This is a genomic window from Arsenophonus sp. PmNCSU2021_1, assembly GCF_036919435.1.
Classification (GTDB): Bacteria; Pseudomonadota; Gammaproteobacteria; order Enterobacterales; family Enterobacteriaceae; genus Arsenophonus; species Arsenophonus nilaparvatae.
This window is the reverse complement of sequence record NZ_JAZHPL010000002.1, coordinates 76065-98085: the sequence shown is the minus strand read 5'-3', so window position 1 is coordinate 98085 and position 22021 is coordinate 76065. Positions and strand designations below refer to the sequence as shown.

Here is a 22021-nt window from a genome sequence, read left to right as displayed (position 1 = left end):
ATGTAGTTAAAAACAATTAGCAGGTGTTACATAATTTTTATTAATCTTATTAAAGTCATATCAAATAGATTATCTAAGCTAATAAAGTATATAGCCAATCAAAAATACCTATTGCTGCGATATATCAGAGCAAAAAATGTTTTTTACAAAATAATAATAATAATTCGAAAGAAAATGAAATATATTGTTGATATTTTAGTAACCAGAATAATTAGTAGCTTAGGATAACTATTTTAATGAAAAAATTTTTATTACCGGTAACAGTTGGATGTTTTTTATTCTCAGGTCATTCTAATGCCGCTTCTGTCAGTGCACAAGTAGGAAAAGATTTTACTGAACTAGCTGCTGGCATTGGCAGCAAAGCAACTGTCTTGAACAGTATATTTATGGAGCAACGTTATGATACGACTCATCCCATTCTTGGTTCTTTCTGAGAATCGCATTCAGGATAGTCAGCAGTTTGCGCATACAGGCAACCAGCGCCACTTTTTTGGCTTTTCCTGCTGCAACCAGCCGTGTGTAAAATGCTTTTATCACCGGATTGAAACGAGTTGCAACCAGTGCAGCCATGTACAAAGAGGTTCGAACTCCGGCCCGACCGCCAAAAATGGTTCGTCGGCCACGCATGGTTCCCGAGTCTCTATTAACAGGAGCTACCCCAACCAGTGCACTGATCTCCCTGCGCGAGAGTTTCCCTAACTCAGGGACTTCTGCCAGCAATGTAGCAGCAGTCATCATACCAATGCCTTTGATAGTACTTAGCCGCTCTGCAAGCTCGTTGAAATGATCCGTAATATGCTTATGCATATCCTCGTCAATCCGTTTAAGTTCATTTTCTAGTGCATTGATGATGTTACTGATGCTTTTTCTGTTTTGCGGGTGAGATGGATGCATCCGGTTTCTTTCAGCTACAAGCATTGCAATCAGCTGCCGTCTGCGCACCACCATAGCAGCAAGAATCTGACGCTCTGCATCAGGAATAGCCTGGATAAAACGTGACCGCTCAGGATGGCGGTTAATGACATCAGCCATCTGAGCTAAAACTCTGGCATCTATTCTATCAGTCTTTGCCAGATAGCCCATGGATCGAGCAAAGTCTCTGGCTTGCCTGGGATTGATAACGGCAACATCAAAACCTTCAGCCTGAAGAGCGCATGCAATCGCTGCCTCGAGACCACCTGTAGCTTCCATCAGAATCAAGGCTATGTTGTTCTTTTTCAGTTGATAAATGATGGTATCGAACCCGTCAGGGTTATTGCTGACTCTGAACTGCTCAATGTTATTGGTGCCTGCAATATCCAATGAAGCTTTAGAAACATCAATTCCTACACAAATTGGATTTAGCTGACTCATATTACCCATCCTTGCAAATACGTTATGAATTACGGACAACTGTTCGGGTTTCAGATGAGTGGCTAAGTGTATGCATCATTCGCTTTGCTACGGGCTATAAACCCCAGGGACAATCGGATTACATACACCTTGCCAAATCTAATCGCTATTATTATAACCAAATTTCAAGATACAAGGGACAATCGGATTACATACACCTTGCCAAATCTAATCGCTATTATTATAACCAAATTTCAAGATACAAGGGGCAGGGTTAGGCATAAATGGCAATTGGGCACGTAGCGATCATGACGGTCAGGTAGTTAGCTTAGGGGCAACTTTTGGCTTACCTTTAGGGCCGTTTAGCGCTTATATTGGTGGAAAAGCGTATTATTTATCACCACAAGATGATAATAACGGTTTTGCCTTTGCGGCTGGTGTTGGTGCCAATTGGCAAATTATGCCATCGTTGGCTTTATATGGGGAAGTTTATGGCTCACCGCGTGATTTCACTTCGGGCAATTATGCTTATCAGGAAGCGGATGTGGGCATTAAATATGAAGTGATTAAACCATTAGCGATTAATTTTGGTTATCGTTTTATTAAACTGCAAGGCAAGAGTCAGCATCCTAACAATACCATTGCAGATGGTTTTTATCTTGGTGCAGGCGTCAGTTTCTAGCTGCTTAATTGTTCGCACCATATGAATTATGGTGCTTTACTTTTTCTTTATGTCAAAAGTGTTATCCAACAGCAGGTAACATACCACTAACAATACCAATCTGAATTAAAATCACGGCAACACCACAAGTTAGCACTATTAGTAATGCGGGCGTTCCACCTTTAACCCGATAACGATTAGTTTTATTTCCTTCGATTTTTCTGACGCGCATCACCATCAAAGTTGGCAGAATGAGTGCTAAAATCGATAAAGCAACGGCTGCATAGGTTAAGGCTTGAACAAAACTGCTGAAAAATAGCGCGCAAACCAGTGGTGGCAGGAAGGTTAATAATCCACTCTGCAAGCGACCAAATGGCGTATTTTTAGGTTTAAACATATCGGCCAAATAGTCAAACAAACCCAGCGTAACACCTAAAAAAGAGGTAGCCAACGCCAGATCCATGAATAGGTTAACAGCAATATTTACTTGTGAAGTGGCGACGATATCATTAATTGCACTCAGTAATCCGTTTAAACCCGACTGGTTGGCTAATATACCGATAAAGTTGGTTTGTGGGATAGCTCCTAAGGTGGCTATCTGCCATAAAATATAAGCGAATAGTGGGATAGCACTACCAATAATAAAAATTTTACGTGATTTATTGATATTACCATCCATATAGCTTACCAGGCTCGGAATACTACCGTGAAAGCCAAATGAAGTAAAAATGACTGGGATCGCTGATAAGACTAATCCTTTTTCTACTGGCATAGCGGTAAGATTAATATTTTCTACGTGGGGCATCATGACGATTAGAATGATGAGCAGAAAAATAATTTTTGCGATAAACAAAATGCGATTTATCAAATCGACTGAATGAGTGCCAATACAGACAATCGTACCGCCAATAATGGTGAATAAAATAATTGCAGAATTGATGCTAATATTTATACCTGTCCAAGATGAAAGGCTATTAGCGATCAAAACTCCTGCGCCACCGATATAAGCGGTCGCTAATGCATACATCAGTAGTAGCATGCTTAAACTGGTTATCACTCTTCCAGGTAAACCAAGATAACGTTTGGCAATAGAGCCTAAACCTAAATGTGCGGGGTTGTATTGATATACTTCGACTAATAATAACGCGGTATAACTCATTAAAGCCCATAACCCAATTAGCATAAGTGCAATCATGGGAAAACCAACGCATGATGCGGCAAGCGGCATTGCCAACATACCGGCACCGATTGTTGTGCCAGCAACAATTAAAATACTACCCAGTGTGAGATTTTTCACAAGTGATCCTGAGCCTTATAGCGCTAAATTTAATATGGGGGCAGAGTAAATGATTGATTATTATGTGTCAAATTAATATTACATTTTATGGAATTTTATGTTTACATTATCAGTCTGAACAGTAGTTAATTGAATGATGATCAGGCATAATATAAAAATTTGATTAGAGAGTGATAGTTAAGCTAGTTATATACCAATCATTGGAATTTAGTTATGAAAGAGAATATTTACGATCAGGATGATTTTTTTATTGCCTATAGCCAGTTTCCTCGTTCTGTTGATGGATTAAATGCCGCTGGTGAATGGCCAGCATTACAAAGTTTATTACCTAATTTTCAAGGTAAATCAGTATTAGATTTGGGCTGTGGTTACGGTTGGCATTGTTTATATGCAGCAGAGCATGGCGCGAGAAAAGTGATTGGTACAGATATTTCGCAGAAAATGTTAAAGGTAGCAAAAGAAAAAAATCGCTTTCCTGATATCATTGAATATCGGCAACAAGCGATAGAGGATATTCAGTTTGCTAATGCTAGCTTTGATCTGGTTGTCAGTTCGCTAGCATTACATTATGTCGCTGATTTTGCTCAAGTATGCCATAAAATCTACTCTTGTTTAACTGAGAAAGGCCAGTTTATATTTTCAATCGAGCACCCAGTTTTTACTGCTCATGGTTCACAAGATTGGTGTTATAATAGTTCAGGCTCTAAGCTCCATTCGCCAGTTGATAACTATTTTAACGAAAGTGCGTGTCAGGCAGAATTTCTCGGTCACAAAGTGACTAAGTATCATAAAACCTTAACAACTTATTTAACCAGTTTATTAACAGCTGGATTTTCTATTGCGCGACTCATTGAGCCTCAGCCGGCTGATTATTTGCTAGATAAAATTGATGGCATGAGAGATGCTACGACGTCCGATGATGTTACTGGTGGTTGCTGAAAAAGCGTAAACAGTCTTAATGTTAGCGCCCGCTGGTGTTATTGATTGATATCAATATCAATATCGGTGATAGGCCGGCAACTACAGGCTAATATCTCATCTTTATCAATGAAAGCTATTGGTTTATGACGATATGCCACTTCTCCTTTTCGCAGACGAACCCGGCAGGCACCACAAAAGCCTTCCCGACATTGAAATTCAATTTGAATTTTACTTTGTTCCAGAGCATCAAGTAGACTAGTATGTTGTTCGGAATGAAAAGGGATCAGTATACCCTGCGCGTTGCGCAGGGTAATTTTATAGCTTGCCATAACGGTTATAACTCAAAGTTGCCCAATTCATCGGTATCGACCTGAGCATCAATTTGCCCTACCAAGTAAGAACTCACTTCTACTTCTTGTGGGGCAACCTGAACGTTATCAGAAACTAGCCAGGCGTTGATCCATGGGATTGGATTAGAACGCGTTTCGAAGGGTAATTTTAATCCAACCGCTTGCATGCGAATATTGGTAATATATTCGATGTATTGACATAGAATATCTTTATTAAGACCGATCATAGAACCATTTGAGAAGAGATATTCTGCCCACTCCTTTTCCTGTTCGGCGGCTTGTACAAACAATTTGTAACACGCTTCTTCACACTCTTTGGCAATGATGGCCATTTCAGGATCATCTTGACCAGAACACATCAGGTTTAACATATGTTGGGTGCCGGTGAGATGCAAAGCTTCATCACGGGCAATCAATTTAATAATTTTAGCGTTTCCTTCCATCAATTCACGTTCAGCAAAGGCAAATGAACAAGCGAAGCTGACATAAAAACGAATCGCTTCTAATGCATTAACGCTCATCAAACATAAATAGAGCTGCTTTTTCAAATCGTGTAAAGAAATAATGACATTTTTGCCATTAATTGTATGATTGCCCTCACCTAACATATGGTAATAGCTGGTCATCTCAATTAAATCGTCATAATAAGTAGAAATATCTTTTGCCCGCTTTAAAATTTCGTCATTAGTTACGATATCGTCAAAAGTAATTGATGGGTCATTAACAATATTACGAATAATATGAGTATAAGAGCGCGAATGAATAGTTTCTGAAAATGACCAGGTTTCTATCCAGGTTTCAAGTTCAGGAATTGAAATAAGGGGCAGTAGTGCCACGTTAGGGCTACGTCCTTGAATAGAATCTAATAGTGTTTGATATTTTAAATTACTGATAAAAATGTGTTTTTCATGTTCAGGTAGCGCTTGATAATCAATACGATCACGAGAAACATCAATTTCTTCTGGGCGCCAGAAAAAAGAGAGTTGTTTTTCAATTAGCTGCTCGAAAATAGGATATTTTTGCTGATCATAACGGGCAACGTTGACAGGCTGTCCAAAGAACATCGGTTCTTGCAATTGATCGTTTTTGGTTTGCGAAAATGTTGTATATTGGTATTCCATACGTCCTCACGTTAAATCTTACAAGCGCCGTCATCACAATCGCTGTCAGCTGATTCAATCACCTCTTCAAGATCGGCTTGGCTATCCTCTGCACCATCTCGGGTATTATGGTAATAAAGCGTTTTTAACCCATATTTATAAGCGAGTAACAAATCTTTCAGTAATTGATTCATTGGAACTTTATTATTTGGGAAGCGGCTTGGATCATAATTCGTATTAGCAGAAATTGATTGATCAATAAATTTTTGCATAATACCAACCAACTGTAAATAACCGTCATTGTTGGGCATTTGCCATAACAGTTCATAATCATCTTTCAGGCGTTCGTATTCAAGTACTACTTGACGCAAAATACCATCTTTGGATGCTTTAATACTGACATAGCCTCGCGGTGGTTCAATGCCATTGGTAGCATTGGATATTTGCGAAGAAGTTTCTGATGGCATCAAGGCGGAAAGCGTTGAGTTACGCAAACCATATTGCTTGATATCTTTGCGTAAAGTTTGCCAATCATAATGTAGCGGTTCAGATGTTAGTGCATCTAATGATTTTTTATAACTATCAATCGGTAAAATACCTTTTGCATAAGTAGTTTCGTTAAACCATGGGCAAGCACCTTGCTCTTTTGCCAGTTCATTGGATGCTTTCAATAAATAATATTGGATCGCTTCAAAGGTTTTGTGGGTCAGATTATTGGCACTACCATCGGAGTAGTGAACGCCATGTTTAGCTAAATAATAAGCATAATTTATGACGCCAATACCTAAAGTACGACGACCCATAGAGCCTTTTTGCGCTGCAACAATCGGATAGTTTTGATAATCGAGCAGTGAATCTAATGCACGCACCGCTAATACCGCCAACTCTTCCAATTCATCCAATGAGGTAATGGCACCCAAATTAAAGGCGGAAAGAGTACAGAGAGCAATTTCACCATTTTCGTCGTTAACATCATTTAAGGGCCTGGTTGGCAAGGCGATTTCCAGACAGAGGTTTGATTGACGAATTGGCGCAACTTTAGCATCAAATGGACTATGGGTGTTACAGTGATCGACATTTTGAATATAAATACGTCCGGTTGACGCTCGCTCTTGCATCATAAGTGAAAATAGATCGAGCGCTTTAACGCGTTTTTGGCGTATGTTTGCGTCTTGCTCATATTTTAAATATAAACGTTCAAATTCGTTTTGATCAGCAAAAAATGTTTCATATAAGCTGGGCACATCAGAAGGGCTAAAGAGGGTAATTTCTTTACCTTTGATAAGGCGTTCATACATCAGTTTGTTAATTTGTACGCCATAGTCCAGGTGACGAACACGATTACCTTCAACGCCACGGTTATTTTTTAATACTAATAGGCTTTCAACCTCTAAATGCCAGAGCGGATAAAATAGCGTAGCGGCACCACCACGTACGCCACCTTGAGAACAAGATTTTACCGCAGTCTGGAAATGTTTATAGAACGGGATACAGCCTGTATGAAACGCTTCACCTCCCCGAATTGGACTACCTAGTGCGCGAATATGGCCGGCATTAATACCAATACCGGCACGCTGAGAAACATATTTTACAATCGCGCTAGAAGTGGCATTAATTGAATCAAGGCTATCGCCACATTCAATTAATACGCAAGAACTAAATTGGCGGGTTGGGGTGCGTACCCCCGCCATAATCGGGGTAGGTAGTGAAATTTTGAAAGTTGAGATTGCATCATAAAAACGATGAATATAGTTTAACCGCGTCTCTTTTGGATAGCGTGAAAAAAGGCAAGCTGCAACAAGGATATAGAGAAACTGGGCACTTTCATAAATTTCACCGCTTACCCGGTTTTGTACTAAGTATTTGCCTTCTAATTGCTTAACTGCCGCATAGGAAAAATTCATGTCACGCCAGTGATCCAGAAAACTATCCATCTGCTCGAATTCTTCAGCTGTATAATCTGTCAGCAGATGCTTATCATATTTACCTATTTTAACCATATGCAAAACATGCTGATATAGTGCTGGTGGTTCAAATTGGCCATATGCTTTTTTGCGTAGATGGAAAATAGCTAATCGAGCTGCAAGATATTGGTAATCGGGTGTATCAGCTGAAATAAGATCTGCCGCCGCTTTGATCATGGTTTCGTGAATATCGGACGTTTTAATACCATCATAAAACTGGATCTGAGAACGTAGCTCTACTTGTGAAACGGATACATCTTTTAGACCTTCAGCCGCCCAGGTAATGACTTTATGGATTTTATCAAGATCAATGCGCTCTTTATGTCCATCACGTTTAGTGACTAACAGACTTTGGTTCATGGGTAGATACACCTAAAGTTAATTAGCTAAATATTTATCGATCACTGCACTCAATGGTTAATAATAAAATACAAAACGGTGGGCTGTTAATAGCATATTATGTTTGTATTTTGAACTAAAATGGAGAACAGTAAACACAATATATAGTGTTTGATTGCGTTTATACTAACAAGATAATGGTATTTGCTACTTTTATCAAGTCTATAAAAAATGGGGTTTTTAGCAATAATCGAGCGCTAAATTTTGTTAATTGGCCGATAACTATGTGTGATAATAGAAGAATATTATAATTTATGTTACCGGCAATGGTGAAAAATAAATTTAATAATGACCTACTGACTGCTGCTTTCTTCAGCAAATGTTAACAATTATTTGTATTTGACAAGTGCAACATATAATTAACATCAACATTCGAGCCTAACGAAAATTTGTCGCTGATCGGATTATAATGTAATCCGATCATATGCTGTTCTTGTAAAGAGGTTTTATCTATCCAACTGAGTAGCTCTGAAGGTCGAATAAATTTTTTTACATCATGAGTACCTTTGGGAACTATTTTTAAAATATGCTCAGCGGCAATAATTGCCAATAACCAGGCTTTTTTATTACGATTAATAGTAGAAAAAAATACATGACCGCCCGGTTTGACTAATTTTGCGCATGATTGAACGACAGACTCGGGATCGGGCACATGTTCCAACATTTCCATACAGGTAACGATATCATAAGTTTTAGGGTATTTTTCGGCATGACTCTCAGCTGTTTCCTGTAGATAGTTGATCTGCATATTGCTTTCTAATGCATGGAGCTTTGAGACTTCCAGCGGCTCTGCGGCCATATCAATTCCTGTCACCAGGGCGCCTTCTTTAGCCATACTTTCTGATAAAATTCCGCCGCCGCAGCCAATATCGAGTACTTTTTTACCAAACAGACCATTAGCCTGTTGCAGGATATAGTTTAAACGTAATGGATTAATCCGATGAAGAGGTTGGAATTCACTCGTTTCATCCCACCAACGAGTCGCAACAGAGCTAAATTTGTCGATTTCAGCTAGATCAACATTTGCCTCGCTGAGCGAATTCTTGTTATTCATCAGAAAATTTACTCCTTAATTTTTTTATTAACATAGACTGTATAATGGCATTAGGTCATTATACATGTTTTACTTGATCATTATGCGTTTCCTGTTTTTATAAAATGGCGATTTTGTGGTATAATTTTACTCCTTAATGAATAAGGAGTATGAGGGACAGTGGCTCCATGAGTGACATAGCAAGAGAAATTACCCCGGTCAATATCGAAGAGGAGCTGAAAAGCTCTTATTTGGATTATGCGATGTCTGTAATTGTTGGACGCGCCCTTCCAGATGTACGAGATGGATTAAAGCCTGTTCACCGTCGCGTATTATATGCGATGAATGTATTGGGCAATGATTGGAATAAACCGTACAAAAAATCAGCCCGTGTAGTCGGTGACGTCATTGGTAAATACCATCCTCATGGCGATAGCGCTGTTTATGATGCGATAGTACGTCTGGCACAACCTTTTTCAATGCGTTATATGCTAGTTGATGGGCAAGGTAATTTTGGCTCTGTTGATGGCGACTCTGCTGCAGCTATGCGTTATACCGAAGTACGCATGGCAAAAATTGCCCATGAATTGTTGGCAGATTTAGATAAAGAAACCGTTGATTTTATTCCTAACTATGATGGTACAGAGCAGATCCCTGATGTTATGCCAACGCGGGTGCCAAACTTGCTGGTTAACGGCTCTTCAGGTATCGCTGTTGGTATGGCTACCAATATTCCACCTCATAACCTTAGTGAAGTCATTGATGGCTGTCTGGCTTATATCAATGATGAAAATATTAGTATTGAAGGATTACTGGAGTATATTCCAGGTCCTGATTTTCCAACCGCTGCGATTATTAATGGTCGCCGCGGTATCATCGACGCATATCGGACGGGACGTGGTAAAGTCTATATCCGTGCACGAGCTAACGTTGAAGTTGATGATAAAAGTGGTCGTGAAACAATTATTGTCAATGAGATCCCTTATCAGGTTAATAAAGCTCGTTTAATTGAAAAAATTGCAGAATTGGTTAAAGATAAGCGTGTTGAGGGGATTAGTGCATTACGTGATGAATCTGATAAAGATGGCATGCGTATTGTTATTGAAGTAAAACGAGATGCAGTGGCGGAAGTGGTACTGAATAATTTGTATTCCCTCACTCAACTTCAAGTCTCATTTGGCATTAATATGGTTGCCTTATGTGATGGCCAGCCTAGACTTTTAAACTTAAAAGAAATTCTTGAAGCTTTTGTTCGCCATCGTAGAGAAGTGGTCACTCGACGGACTATTTTTGAATTGCGTAAAGCGCGTGAACGGGCTCATATTTTGGAAGCTCTCGCCGTCGCATTAGCAAATATTGATCCAATAATTGAACTTATCCGCCAAGCATCAACGCCTCACGAAGCGAAATTGGCTTTGATTGCTCGTCCTTGGCAATTAGGTAATGTTTCTGCCATGTTAGCCAATGCAGGTGATAACGCTGCTCGCCCTGAATGGCTTGAACCCGAATACGGTGTGCGCGATGGTCAATATTATTTGACTGAACCGCAAGCTCAGGCAATTCTTGATTTGCGTTTGCAAAAATTAACTAGCTTAGAACATGACAAAATATTGGATGAATATAGTGAGCTGCTAAAACTGATTGCCGCATTGCTATATATATTAACCAGCCCAGAACGGTTAATGGAAGTTATCCGTGAAGAGCTGGAAGCTGTTAAAGATCAGTATCGTGATGTCCGTCGCACCGAAATTACTGAAAATAGCGCGGATATTAATATCGAAGATTTAATTACCCAGGAAGATGTGGTCGTCACCTTATCACATCAGGGGTATGTTAAATATCAGCCACTATCTGATTACGAAGCACAGCGACGTGGGGGTAAAGGTAAGTCGGCTGCGCGTATTAAAGAAGAAGATTTTATTGAGCGTTTGTTAGTTGCCAATACCCATGACACAATTCTATGCTTCTCTAGCCGTGGCCGTCTCTATTGGATGAAAGTTTACCAATTACCCGAAGCTAGCCGTGGCGCACGTGGACGACCAATAGTCAATTTATTACCGTTAGAACAGAATGAACGTATTACCGCAATTTTGCCGGTACGTGAATTTGATGATGGTCATTATGTATTTATGGCAACCGCGAGTGGTACAGTTAAAAAGACATCACTAAAAGATTTTAGTCGTCCCAGAAGCGCCGGCATTATTGCAGTTAATCTTAATGATGGCGATGAGCTGATTGGCGTTGATTTGACTGCTGGTAAAAATGAGGTAATGCTTTTCTCTGCTGGTGGTAAAGTTGTTCGTTTTGCGGAAAATGCGGTTCGTCCTATGGGACGTACAGCAACGGGTGTTCGAGGTATTAAGCTACAAGCTGGCGATAAGGTCGTTTCGCTGATTGTACCCCGTGGTGAAGGTGATATTTTAACCGTTACAGAAAATGGTTATGGAAAACGAACCGAGCAGAGTGAATACCCAACAAAATCTCGAGCTACTCAAGGTGTTATTTCCATTAAGGTTAGTGAACGTAATGGTAATGTGGTCGGAGCAATTCAGGTAGAAAAAACAGATCAAATCATGATGATCACGGATGCTGGTACCTTGGTGCGTACCCGAGTTGCAGAGGTTAGCATTGTCGGTAGAAATACTCAGGGTGTCACTTTGATTCGTACTGCTGAAGATGAAAAAGTAGTTGGTTTACAACGCGTTGTTGATCCTGAAGAAGAGGAAGATGATAACCAAACGTTAACAGAAGATACAATCAGCGTAAAAGTAGAGCCTGATATCAATAACGTAGAAAATCTTTCGCTTAATGAGTGATAAATTAGTTTTGTCTGAGCGGGCACAGTAGGTGCCCTTTTTTACACTTTATGTCAATTCATTATTAGTGATAACTTTTTATTATTCCGCTTATCGTATATGCTTTACCATTGATACACTTCTTTTATAGTTAGGACAGTGTTTGAGATATCTATCTTCATTTAGAACGTCATTGAAAATTTCTCGCTATTTGTTCCGTACTCTCGGCGTTATGCTGTGGGCAATGGGAGCTGTAATCACACTTTTTTATCTATTTAATATCTTTAATGAAGTTAAATCTGATATACATCAACAGTATTCATCTACTTATGACAGTATGGTTGAATATGTGCATTATACGGATAAAACCCTGCGATCAATCCAATATATGGTAGATAGCCATATCGAAAAATTAGCGCAAGATCCTAATTATACGCCTGTCTTGCCAAAACAACTTAATTTCACCTACTTACCCCTAACGGCAGATGCTGATTGTAGCAAATTGCATGAAACATCAAAGAGTTACTTAGTTGCATTTAATCAATTATTCTCTTTTTGGCGAAATAATATTGTGCCACCACAAGGTTTAAAAACGGTTTTTATTGTTGGCCCAGAAAGTAACTGCATGATTGATTTGGCTATCCGAAACAGTACTACCAGTCTTCAATTGTTTAAAAAAATAATCCATGAAAATATGCGGACTTATATGAGCTTGAGGGCACAAGGCAGAGAGCAAAATATTTATTGGATCACACCAGCGTCGGGAACTGATAATGGCTCTTTCTACATATTAGCGCCTATTTATGATAAAGGGACTTTGATTGGTCTAATTGGTTTAGAACGTTCAATACGCTTGGAGCACTTTAATTTACGCTATGAAAGGCCAATTAGTACCTTCGTTTTAAATGCAAATAATAGATTAGTATTACATTTCCCGTATGATAGTAATTTAAGATCTGATGATTATGTTTATCAGTTAGAAAACTTTCATTTTGGCTATGATAATGATTTTAGTCGATTAATTTATAAAAACCGCTTACTACCTTCGTTATTAAGTGTTGTTTTTTCTGTACCTATTAGTGATATTCTTAATGAATTTAAGCTGTCAATTATAAACGGCATTCTGTTAAATATAATCTCATTTATTTTAATTACTTTTTTGATCTGGCTATTAGAAAGGAAGATGTTATTACCAGCAGAAGATAATGCCATTCGTTTAGAAGAACATGAGCAATTTAATCATAAAATAGTGGCGTCGGCGCCGGTTGGTATCATTATTTTACGTCTTGTTGATGGTGTTAATATATTGAGTAATGAACTGGCCTATGATTATTTTCGATTATTAAGCCATGATGATAAAACCCGCATCCTATCAATTATTCAAGATAAATCTAGTAGTTATATTGATGTTGTTACTACCAGTCATACCCATTTACAAATAAGTTATGTTATTTCGCGTTATCAAAATAAGGAAGTGGCCATTTGTGTTTTGGTTGATATTAGTGCCCGTGTTCAGATGGAAAAATCTTTACATAATATGGCGCAGGCATCAGAGCAGGCCAACCAAGCCAAATCTATGTTTTTAGCAACCGTTAGCCATGAATTACGAACACCACTTTATGGCATCATTGGTAATTTAGAGTTATTGCAATCTTATGAATTGCCCATTCAAGCTGATCGCCTTTTGACGACAATGGAGCACTCTTCATCATTATTATTAAAAATAATTAATGATATTTTAGATTTTTCAAAAATTGAATCTAAGCAACTTAATATTGATCCAGCACCGTTTAATTGTCGTGAGGTTTTCTCATTTATTATTTCTAATTATATTCCGCTGATAGGTAAAAAGGGTCTTTCGATTTATTACTATATTGATCCTAATGTGCCCGATATTATTAATGCCGATTCGGTTCGAGTACAGCAAATTGTTTCTAATATTCTCAGTAATGCGATTAAATTTACAAAAACTGGTTTTATTCTGTTAAATATTTTCATAAGAGATTTTTATATTTATATTGAAATTAGGGATACGGGGATTGGTATGCCTGATAATATATTAATGCAACTTTTTGATCCTTTCTTTCAGATTAAAGTTAATAATGAGAGTTTTTCCCAGGGCACTGGTTTGGGGTTACCTATTTGTGAAAAATTAATTAACTTAATGGATGGCGATATTGAAGTTAACAGCCAGGTTGGTATAGGTAGTAGTTTTACCGTTAGGCTACCTTTGTTTGATAGTGAATATGTGGTTTGTCTCCACCCAGAATATCGGCAAAATTTTCGTATCGGTCTGTATTTTTTTAATCATTACCTGCGAGATTATCTACAAACTTATTTAGACTACAATGGCTTTAAGATAACGACAGTTTGCAATGAACACCATAAAGATAAAATATATGATTTGATTATTACTGATTATGAAGGCTTGGTGGCTGAAAGCAAATTTACACTTAGGCTATTTTCAACTTTTATCGGTGAACCCCAGGAAAATGCGAAAAATGATTGGTTTTATAATACTTACCAACTTGATAAATTAGATGGTTTTATTGATCAATTAGTGATGGAAAATGGTGAGCAAGAGGTTGTTAATCCATCTTCAATAATGTCGCTACCAGATAAAAAATTATGTTTTCTAACGGTATTGATTGTTGATGATCATCCAATTAATCGGAGTTTACTGGCTGATCAGCTGAAATCAATAGGCTTTAATATAGTACTTGCTGAAGATGGGCTAATCGCTTTGGATTATGTTCGACAAAATAATATAGATATCGTTTTGACAGATGTAAATATGCCTAATCTCGATGGCTATGGTTTGACAAAGTTAATTAGAGAAGAAGGTTATGCGATACCGATTGTTGCTTTAACGGCTAATGCCATGGCAGAAGAAAAGCAGCGTTGCTTAAGTGTAGGAATGGATGACTGTCTATCCAAACCGGTTACATTAAAAAAATTAAAGCAATCGCTATTGAAGTGTTGCGATGTTAGTATATTAGCAACACAAGAAAATAATGATTAAATACTATTTTAATATTCAAATGATTATTAATTTATAAAAACAGGATGGAAAACCGATTAGAGCCTGTACATAAATTTGTGTAATTGCCTGATTTTGATATGTTCAATCCAGCATCAAATGAAGGTTAATTTATGGACGAAAAACAATTGCAGGCTCTGGCTAATGAATTGGCCAAAAATCTCAAAACCCCTGACGATCTCAGCCAGTTCGATCGTCTGCTGAAGAAAATCAGCGTTGAGGCGGCTCTCAACGCCGAAATGTCCCACCATCTGGGCTACGATAAAAATCAGCCCAAACCGGGTGCCAACTCCCGCAACGGCTATTCCACAAAAACCGTTACCACCGGCGATGGTCCTCTGGAACTACGCCCTCCGCGCGATCGTGACGGTTCTTTCGAACCGCAACTGGTGAAGAAAAACCAGACCCGGATCACCGGGATGGATAACCAGATTTTATCGTTGTACGCCAAAGGGATGACCACCCGCGAGATAGCGGCTGCGTTCAAAGAACTGTATGACGCGGATGTCTCACCGGCGCTGGTCTCGAAGGTCACCGATTCCGTGATGGAGCAGGTTACCGAATGGCAAAATCGCCCACTGGATGCAGTCTATCCTATTGTTTATCTTGACTGTATCGTCCTGAAGGTCCGGCAGGACAGTCGCGTCATCAATAAATCCGTGTTTCTGGCCCTGGGTATCAACATCGAAGGTCAGAAAGAACTGTTGGGTATGTGGCTGGCCGAAAACGAGGGCGCGAAGTTCTGGCTCAGTGTGCTGACAGAACTAAAAAACCGTGGTCTGAACGATATCCTCATCGCCTGTGTCGACGGTCTGAAAGGCTTTCCGGACGCCATCAACACCGTGTATCCGGAAGCCCGCATTCAGCTGTGCATCGTGCATATGGTGCGTAACAGCCTGCGGTTCGTCTCCTGGAAGGACTACAAAGCCGTCACACGCGACCTGAAAGCCATCTATCGCCAGCGCATGGGACAGCCGCTACCCCGCAGATAAGCCGGAGCTGGCAGACAAACTGGGCCACCCTGGCGACGTTCTTCGCTTACCCGGCAGACATCCGCAAGGTGATCTACACAACGAATGCCATAGAGTCGCTGAACAGCGTGATCCGGCATGCCATCAAAAAGCGTAAGGTGTTCCCGACGGATGACGCAGTGAAAAAGGTGGTGTGGCTGGCAATCCAGGCGGCGTCACAGAAATGGACAATGCCGCTGAGGGACTCGCGTATGGCGATGAGCCGATTTATTATCGAGTTCGGTGACCGCCTGGACGGTCACTACTGAGAAAAGGCATTTACACAGAATCGTGTACAGGGTCACCGATTAACCTTATTCATTGCCCATAAGATTAGGATCAATTAGTTTTTTATTTGTATCATATTACTAGTTAATTTCTTTCTCAATTGTGACTGAAGAAAGATAATTTAATAATGCTATATCATTTTCAACACCGAGTTTTAACATAGCCGACTTTTTTTGGCTACTAATTGTTTTAATACTTCGATTAAGTTTTTTTGCAATTTCGGTGACTAAAAAACCTTCCGCAAATAGGCGCAACACTTCACTTTCTTTTGGCGATAAACGTTTATCGCCATAACCATTCGCATTAACTTTCTCCAATAATTTCGATACATTTTCAGGAGTGAATTTTTTTCCTTTTTGTAAAGCTGATAATGCCTTTGGTAAGTCAGCAGGAGCGCCTTGTTTCAATACGATGCCTTCGATATCTAAATCTAACACAGCACTGAGTATTGCGGGATTATTATTCATGGTAAGGACTATTATTGATAGGTTAGGATAGTGGCGTTTAATGTATTTAATTAATGTAATTCCATCACCGTATTTATCACCGGGCATCGAAAGATCAGTAATTAGAATATCTGCTTTAAGTTTGGCTATATTATTGATAAGAGATGTGGAATCTTCAAATTGATCAACCAAATTAATTCCCTCGATTTGCTCAAGAGATTTTCGTATACCAAATAGTACAATAGGATGATCATCAGCGATAATGACATTAAGGTTATTCATTTTATTGGTTGCCCTCTGGCATTAGTTTTTTGATAAAGATATCAATATCTCTAATGCTATTTAAAATCTCAAATTCATTATTATCTGCTATGTGCTGTTCTAATTGCTCACATGCTTTTTTAAGAAGCTCAAAGTTCAGCATAGCAAAAACACCTTTTAGTCTATGTGCTATATCTTTTAGTTTTTTTAAGTTACCTTTTTCTTGGTTAGTATACAGCTTATTAATATCTATAGGTACTGTAGTAAGGAATAAATTACGATAGTCACTATCAGAAAGCTCTTTTTTATAATCCTCAAGGATTATAAGGTTTGAATTATTGTTATGATTGATGATAGTAAATATTGATTTATCGGTTGATTCTTGCTCCGCAATCAAATTATCTTCGCTTAAGATAGAAATTGCATTAATAAGTTCATCATTAAAATTGAAATTACATTTTATCAAATTTTGTTTTACTACTCTATAATTAATAATATTATCAACAAGGTAAATTGTCGGTTTATTATATTCTGTTTTATGATCAGTTATAAATAAATCATAGGATGAATGACAATTATTTTTAATCATATCAGAATAATTAGCTCCATAAGTCATTAAATGCTGCTGGATAATTTTATGAATTTCAGGATTTCTAATATCAAGAAGTATATTAATACCATCAAGAAGTGGTAATGACTTGGAACTTTGTTCATTTTCTAATTCTAAGGGCAATGTCACTGTATAATGAGAACCGATTCCAACTTTACTTTTTATGAAAAATTCACCTTTCATACGGTAACATAGCTGATGACATAGATAAAATGTCATTCCTGAATTGGATAGGGTTCCGTCATTATTTGTTGAACTAGCAAAAGGTATGTGGATATTTGCCAGATCCATAGCATTAAGTCCTATACCGCTATCAATGATCTCGAGGGATAGTCGTTTAGTTGCATAGTTTAATATGACAGTAATTTTGCCAAAATTAGTTGTATTGATTGAATAACTCAATAGAAGTGAAATTATTTTAAATAAAGCGTTATTATTTGTGGTGATGTGTTGTTCATAATTTAAATTATTATGATAGTAAAGTGAAAGACCTTTGTTGATAAGCAGTGATGTTTTTTCTTTTAGTATTTTATTCATCATCTCAGCGATTGAGACAGGTTTAAATTCATTTGGTTGCTCTAATTTCCATTCACCAGATTCAATGGTATTAAGTAAAGCGATATTATCTATCCAGTTAACAATATAATGTGTTCTAATTAATGATTCATTAATTAAATATTTTATGTTGTGCTCATCAGAGGTTAGTTTGATTTGGTTAATAAGACTATTAATTTCTATAATGGGAGTATGGATCTCTTTACACATGTTAGACAACATCGAGCGTCGGACTTGAATATTTTTTTCATGCTCATGTTTAGCCATTAGTAATTTTTTATTTGTTAGTGCTTCTTTATCTTGATCATGAATAAAAAACATATAAGTATTATCTAATAATTGATTATTAAGTAATTTTATTTCATAAATAGTATCTTCAATTGAAATTTGAATAGCCCCATGATGCTGGATTGCCATGTCACGAATACGTATCAAGTCCATATGGGGTAAAAGTAATTCAGCTATTCCATTACTCATAATTTTGCGATTGGTTGTGAAATTATAAAGTAGAAAACCAATAGGAATATTTGAAATAATATAGTTGCTAATTGTGTTTGTAATTTGTATCTCCTGAAACATATTTTGGTTAGGGGCAACAAAACGTGTCCTGATATACAAGCTGCCAACAATAGAGATGGTTGTAAAAAAACAAATGGCGATTATGGCCCACAAATTATTATATAAAAGATCCCACAAGATATCTTTAATTGGTAATTGATATACTAGCCGGTAAGTTGTTCCAGGAATGGGTTGGGTAAATTGTAGTGAGAGACCATTAAATTCAATATCAACTAGGTTTCCATTGTTGTGTATTATGTCATTTGAAAAGGTAATTGATAAGTATTCAGGATTAATATTTTTTGAGAGTAATAAATTTATGGGTAATTCAAAAGTTATAATGGTAGTCAATTGGCCTGGTGAGTTGAACATTGTGCGGTAAGTATAATAGTATGAATTATCAGGGCGTGTACGATGAATATTTGACAAGCTTTCTCGTTTGTCTATAGCCGATGATAATGTCAACATCTCAGAGCGTTTTTCTTCTGCGGTTAAAGTTAAATAACTCTCTTTATAGCGAATCTCTGGTTTTAATATCGAATGGGTAGTTACCAGCAAAAGTGTATTATCAGGACCATTGAGATAGTACATCGAGCTGTATTCATTTTTAGCTCCCCAGATTATGCCCATATAGTTAGATAGTTTATAGGCCAGATTAATATTAGTATTATTTTGCCTGCCAAAAATAATGGCATCGACATGACGCTCGTAGTTATTGATCCAAAAAATATCAGGGCGCAATTTTATGGGTAAGGGGGTATCACTCTTAGTTTCATCCCCTCCATCGTTTGCAATGTAATAGAGTTGATTTGCGTAATAACGGTAATCTTCAATTTCATATTCAAGTTGTTTAGTGATGTTACTGAGCGCATTTTGACTATTATTGATCCAATTATGAAAGTAATTGTAGGCAAATAGAAATAATAATAATACAAGCGAGCTGATAAACATTATAAAAAAGCGGGTTAGCGATGAAAGTTGTAAGGTTGGTTGTTTATAATCCATTGGTAGAAGAGGCGCCTTTTTATTAAACATGAAGAAAAAAATTAGTATGTTGATTACTATTTAAACAATTCTGTCTTATTATTTTAACAGGTAATTTCGGATAGTATAATTTTAATGATCAAACTTTGAGCAAACGATGAAAAAAATAGTATTTTTTTATATTAAGGTCTAGACAAGGTCATCACATTTCGCCATAATTCGGCGCCATGGAAGGATGCTCGAGCGGTCGAAGGCAGCGGTCTTGAAAACCGCCGATGGGAAACCATCCTAGAGTTCGAATCTCTATCCCTCCGCCAAATTCGCCGGCTTAGCTCAGTTGGTAGAGCAACTGACTTGTAATCAGTAGGTCACCAGTTCGACTCCGGTAGCGGGTATCAATTAAGTCAAAAGCTGCTCAGTTTATCCCACAGTGCTTTTTAGGTAAGTGGGATATTTCTGGGGTGCTTCTATAGCATAAGTTTCTATTTATTGCCGCTGTTCTATTGAGTAAACAGACATACCTGTGAAACGTTTGGTTTGATTTCAATTTAATCCACATTAGTAAAAATAGTATTTGCTGTCTAAAATAGCTGCTCAATCTCTTAAAATCATGTAAATGAAATTTTTAATATTTTAATTTTATTTTAGGAAGCATATTAAACAATTCTTATTTTTAACCTTGTCACAATAGCGGTATGTTCAAAAGTAATATTGTTATGATTAATTGTGGTTATTTCACGGTTTGTTTTAGTGCGTAGCTTTGATATTTATATACCCATAATCGACAATACCATTTTCATCAAAGCATAATTTTTCTTTAATTTTGTCATCATAATGACATACTGTAACCAGGCCATTTTGGTTATATATATATTCATCCGCGACTTTATCGTTAGTGCTCTCATTAGCAAAAGAATATGATTGAATAAGAGAAAGACAAATAATGGATAACATCTTCACGCAATTTTTTATTTTTTTCCTTTTGTTTTTAACCTAACAATAAACAAAATATCTCTATCAACAATAAATTATGCATATCGATTAATTTTAGATTATTTTATTGCACGAGTTTCGCACGGGCATATAAAATTCTAGAAATGGCTTCAGAACAATAATTAATCTGTAACTTGCTAAGACGTATAAATTTACTTAAATTACAATAAGTTATTTTTAATTTATGAGATTTTTTCTATTTATATATTATGCTGAATTAAACTTAAAAATAGAGCGTTTTTTTATTGGTGCGAAACTCGTGTATTGCTCTTATCTATAAGATAGTTTACGTTGATTATTTGCTTGTAATTTAAATATGTTACAGAGTGAGATTAATCAAGTTTTATATTTAATGTAGTTGATATTGCCAGCGTAAATATTATTAAATAAATTCATGGTAATATACAGTATAGTATTAGAAGCGGTAGCTTAATTTAGAAATTGAATGTGGATTTTTATCGATAAAGGCAAAATATTAATATAATTAAACAATTGTATATTTCTAATTTGGTTGGTTTAAATTATATTAAAAATAAAATTAAAAAACTCTTATGTTTGTTAATGTCAAAATAGATGTAAAATATATTTTAGGTTATTTAAATTAATTTTAAAAAAATTTTTTTAAAATTAATTTATTTTTTAATTCTGATGGTTTATAGTATTTCCTATGTTAATTCTTTATAATATTACAACTTATGATACTGATTTTTACTCTTAAGGTAAGCTATTCATACTATTTTTTATATTTTTGCTACTCATTTTATAATTAATTTAATAGTCTGCTTACCCGACAAGATAGATACCATCAAGCCTAATATTTTTAATTAATTTTGGTGTTTCTTTTTTCTTCTTTTGCTGCTGAATTATTGACACTATTATAGAGTTTAAAATCAAACCAAGAGATATGAGATATTTCGTCAGTAGAAACAACAATATTTAAATCTTTTATCTTGCTAGGATATACATTTGTAAATTCTAATAACATCGTATCCTTGTCTCGATAACCGGACATAACGGGAAAGAAAGAGATATATTTATTTGGTTCTTCTTTTTCGTTTGGATCGGATAATCCGCTGATAATGCCAATATAAACCTTTTTTGAAGAGAGGTTTATTAATACTGGACGCTTAGGTGTTGACTCAAGGGCATCAAGTAACATGCAGTCAATAGTACGATTCGACAATGTTTTTCTCAGTACTCTCGCATTTTTAGCTTGGCATATATTATTGTAAGTCGCTAAATGTTTTTTACTGTAAAAATAGCCAAGTATATAGTTTTTTACCCAAACAAAAAAAACGTATATCCATGAAAATAAAATTGATGTGACTGATAATAATGTTAACAATGCATAGATATGATCATTTTTTTATCACCAGTAAGGGTAAAATTTTTTGCAATCAAATCTATCAGATGAAAGCTTGGCA

14 protein-coding genes, 2 tRNA genes and 1 pseudogene are annotated in these 22021 nt (G+C 36.8%); 8 read left to right on the top strand and 9 right to left on the bottom strand.

The genetic code is table 11. The annotated features are described in order from the left end of the window. Window positions 1-236 precede the first annotated feature (236 nt). Window positions 237-434, top strand: a complete 198-nt coding sequence (locus V3224_RS02235; protein ID WP_334468271.1) for a hypothetical protein — start codon at window positions 237-239, stop codon at window positions 432-434. Here V3224_RS02235 and V3224_RS02230 read toward each other — a convergent pair. Further along, window positions 385-1353 (bottom strand): IS110 family transposase, encoded by a 969-nt coding sequence (locus V3224_RS02230; protein ID WP_032115191.1) that lies wholly within the window; start codon window positions 1351-1353, stop codon window positions 385-387. The genes V3224_RS02235 and V3224_RS02230 overlap by 50 nt on opposite strands. Before the next feature lie 238 nt (window positions 1354-1591). Here V3224_RS02230 and V3224_RS02225 point away from each other — a divergent pair, with 238 nt between their 5' ends. Continuing rightward, window positions 1592-2014 carry a YfaZ family outer membrane protein gene (locus tag V3224_RS02225; RefSeq protein WP_334468297.1) on the top strand — a complete coding sequence of 141 codons (423 nt, stop codon included), beginning with the start codon at window positions 1592-1594 and terminating at the stop codon, window positions 2012-2014. A gap of 61 nt (window positions 2015-2075) precedes the next feature. Here V3224_RS02225 and tyrP read toward each other — a convergent pair whose 3' ends face one another. Continuing rightward, the gene (gene tyrP / locus V3224_RS02220) at window positions 2076-3230 is read right to left on the bottom strand and encodes a tyrosine transporter TyrP (RefSeq protein WP_442889718.1); all 1155 of its coding nucleotides are present in this window, start codon (window positions 3228-3230) and stop codon (window positions 2076-2078) included. Window positions 3231-3503: 273 nt separating this feature from the next. Between tyrP and V3224_RS02215 the strand changes: the two genes are divergently transcribed. Further along, a complete protein-coding gene (locus tag V3224_RS02215) occupies window positions 3504-4229 on the top strand; it encodes a class I SAM-dependent methyltransferase (RefSeq protein WP_442889716.1) in 726 nt (241 codons plus the stop codon). 38 nt (window positions 4230-4267) lie between these two features. Here V3224_RS02215 and yfaE read toward each other — a convergent pair whose 3' ends face one another. The 4 genes from yfaE to ubiG all read right to left on the bottom strand — a co-directional run bounded on the left by yfaE (window position 4268) and on the right by ubiG (window position 9078). After that, entirely contained in the window at window positions 4268-4540 is a 273-nt protein-coding gene (gene yfaE, locus V3224_RS02210; RefSeq protein WP_334468268.1) for a class I ribonucleotide reductase maintenance protein YfaE, read from the bottom strand. A 5-nt stretch (window positions 4541-4545) separates the two neighbouring features. Then, window positions 4546-5682, bottom strand: a complete 1137-nt coding sequence (nrdB, locus tag V3224_RS02205) for a class Ia ribonucleoside-diphosphate reductase subunit beta (protein ID WP_334468266.1) — start codon at window positions 5680-5682, stop codon at window positions 4546-4548. Window positions 5683-5693: 11 nt separating this feature from the next. Further along, on the bottom strand, window positions 5694-7985 hold the full coding sequence (gene nrdA / locus V3224_RS02200; protein WP_334468265.1) for a class 1a ribonucleoside-diphosphate reductase subunit alpha: 2292 nt from the start codon (window positions 7983-7985) through the stop codon (window positions 5694-5696). Between the two features lie 361 nt (window positions 7986-8346). After that, window positions 8347-9078, bottom strand: a complete 732-nt coding sequence (ubiG, locus tag V3224_RS02195; protein WP_334468264.1) for a bifunctional 2-polyprenyl-6-hydroxyphenol methylase/3-demethylubiquinol 3-O-methyltransferase UbiG — start codon at window positions 9076-9078, stop codon at window positions 8347-8349. Window positions 9079-9245: 167 nt separating this feature from the next. On the opposite strand from ubiG, the gene gyrA reads away from it, so the two are divergent. From gyrA to V3224_RS02180, 3 genes and pseudogenes are all read left to right on the top strand, one after another. After that, window positions 9246-11873 carry a DNA topoisomerase (ATP-hydrolyzing) subunit A gene (gene gyrA, locus V3224_RS02190; protein WP_334468262.1) on the top strand — a complete coding sequence of 876 codons (2628 nt, stop codon included), beginning with the start codon at window positions 9246-9248 and terminating at the stop codon, window positions 11871-11873. Window positions 11874-12015: 142 nt separating this feature from the next. Further along, window positions 12016-14874, top strand: coding sequence for a two-component system sensor histidine kinase RcsC (gene rcsC / locus V3224_RS02185; RefSeq protein WP_334468260.1), 2859 nt, complete (start codon window positions 12016-12018; stop codon window positions 14872-14874). Window positions 14875-15005: 131 nt separating this feature from the next. Next, window positions 15006-16171 (top strand): annotated as a pseudogene (locus tag V3224_RS02180) (IS256 family transposase). Between the two features lie 99 nt (window positions 16172-16270). Here the strand turns inward: V3224_RS02180 and rcsB are convergent. Both rcsB and rcsD read right to left on the bottom strand, forming a co-directional pair. Further along, entirely contained in the window at window positions 16271-16918 is a 648-nt protein-coding gene (rcsB, locus tag V3224_RS02175) for a response regulator transcription factor RcsB (RefSeq protein ID WP_334468259.1), read from the bottom strand. Between the two features lies 1 nt (window position 16919). Then, the gene (gene rcsD, locus V3224_RS02170; protein WP_334468258.1) at window positions 16920-19625 is read right to left on the bottom strand and encodes a phosphotransferase RcsD; all 2706 of its coding nucleotides are present in this window, start codon (window positions 19623-19625) and stop codon (window positions 16920-16922) included. Between the two features lie 208 nt (window positions 19626-19833). On the opposite strand from rcsD, the gene V3224_RS02165 reads away from it, so the two are divergent. Beyond that, window positions 19834-19921, top strand: a tRNA-Ser gene (locus tag V3224_RS02165). Window positions 19922-19926: 5 nt separating this feature from the next. Beyond that, window positions 19927-19999 (top strand) — tRNA-Thr (locus V3224_RS02160). A gap of 1418 nt (window positions 20000-21417) precedes the next feature. Here the strand turns inward: V3224_RS02160 and V3224_RS02155 are convergent. After that, window positions 21418-21780, bottom strand: coding sequence for a hypothetical protein (locus V3224_RS02155; RefSeq protein ID WP_334468256.1), 363 nt, complete (start codon window positions 21778-21780; stop codon window positions 21418-21420). Window positions 21781-22021: the final 241 nt, after the last annotated feature.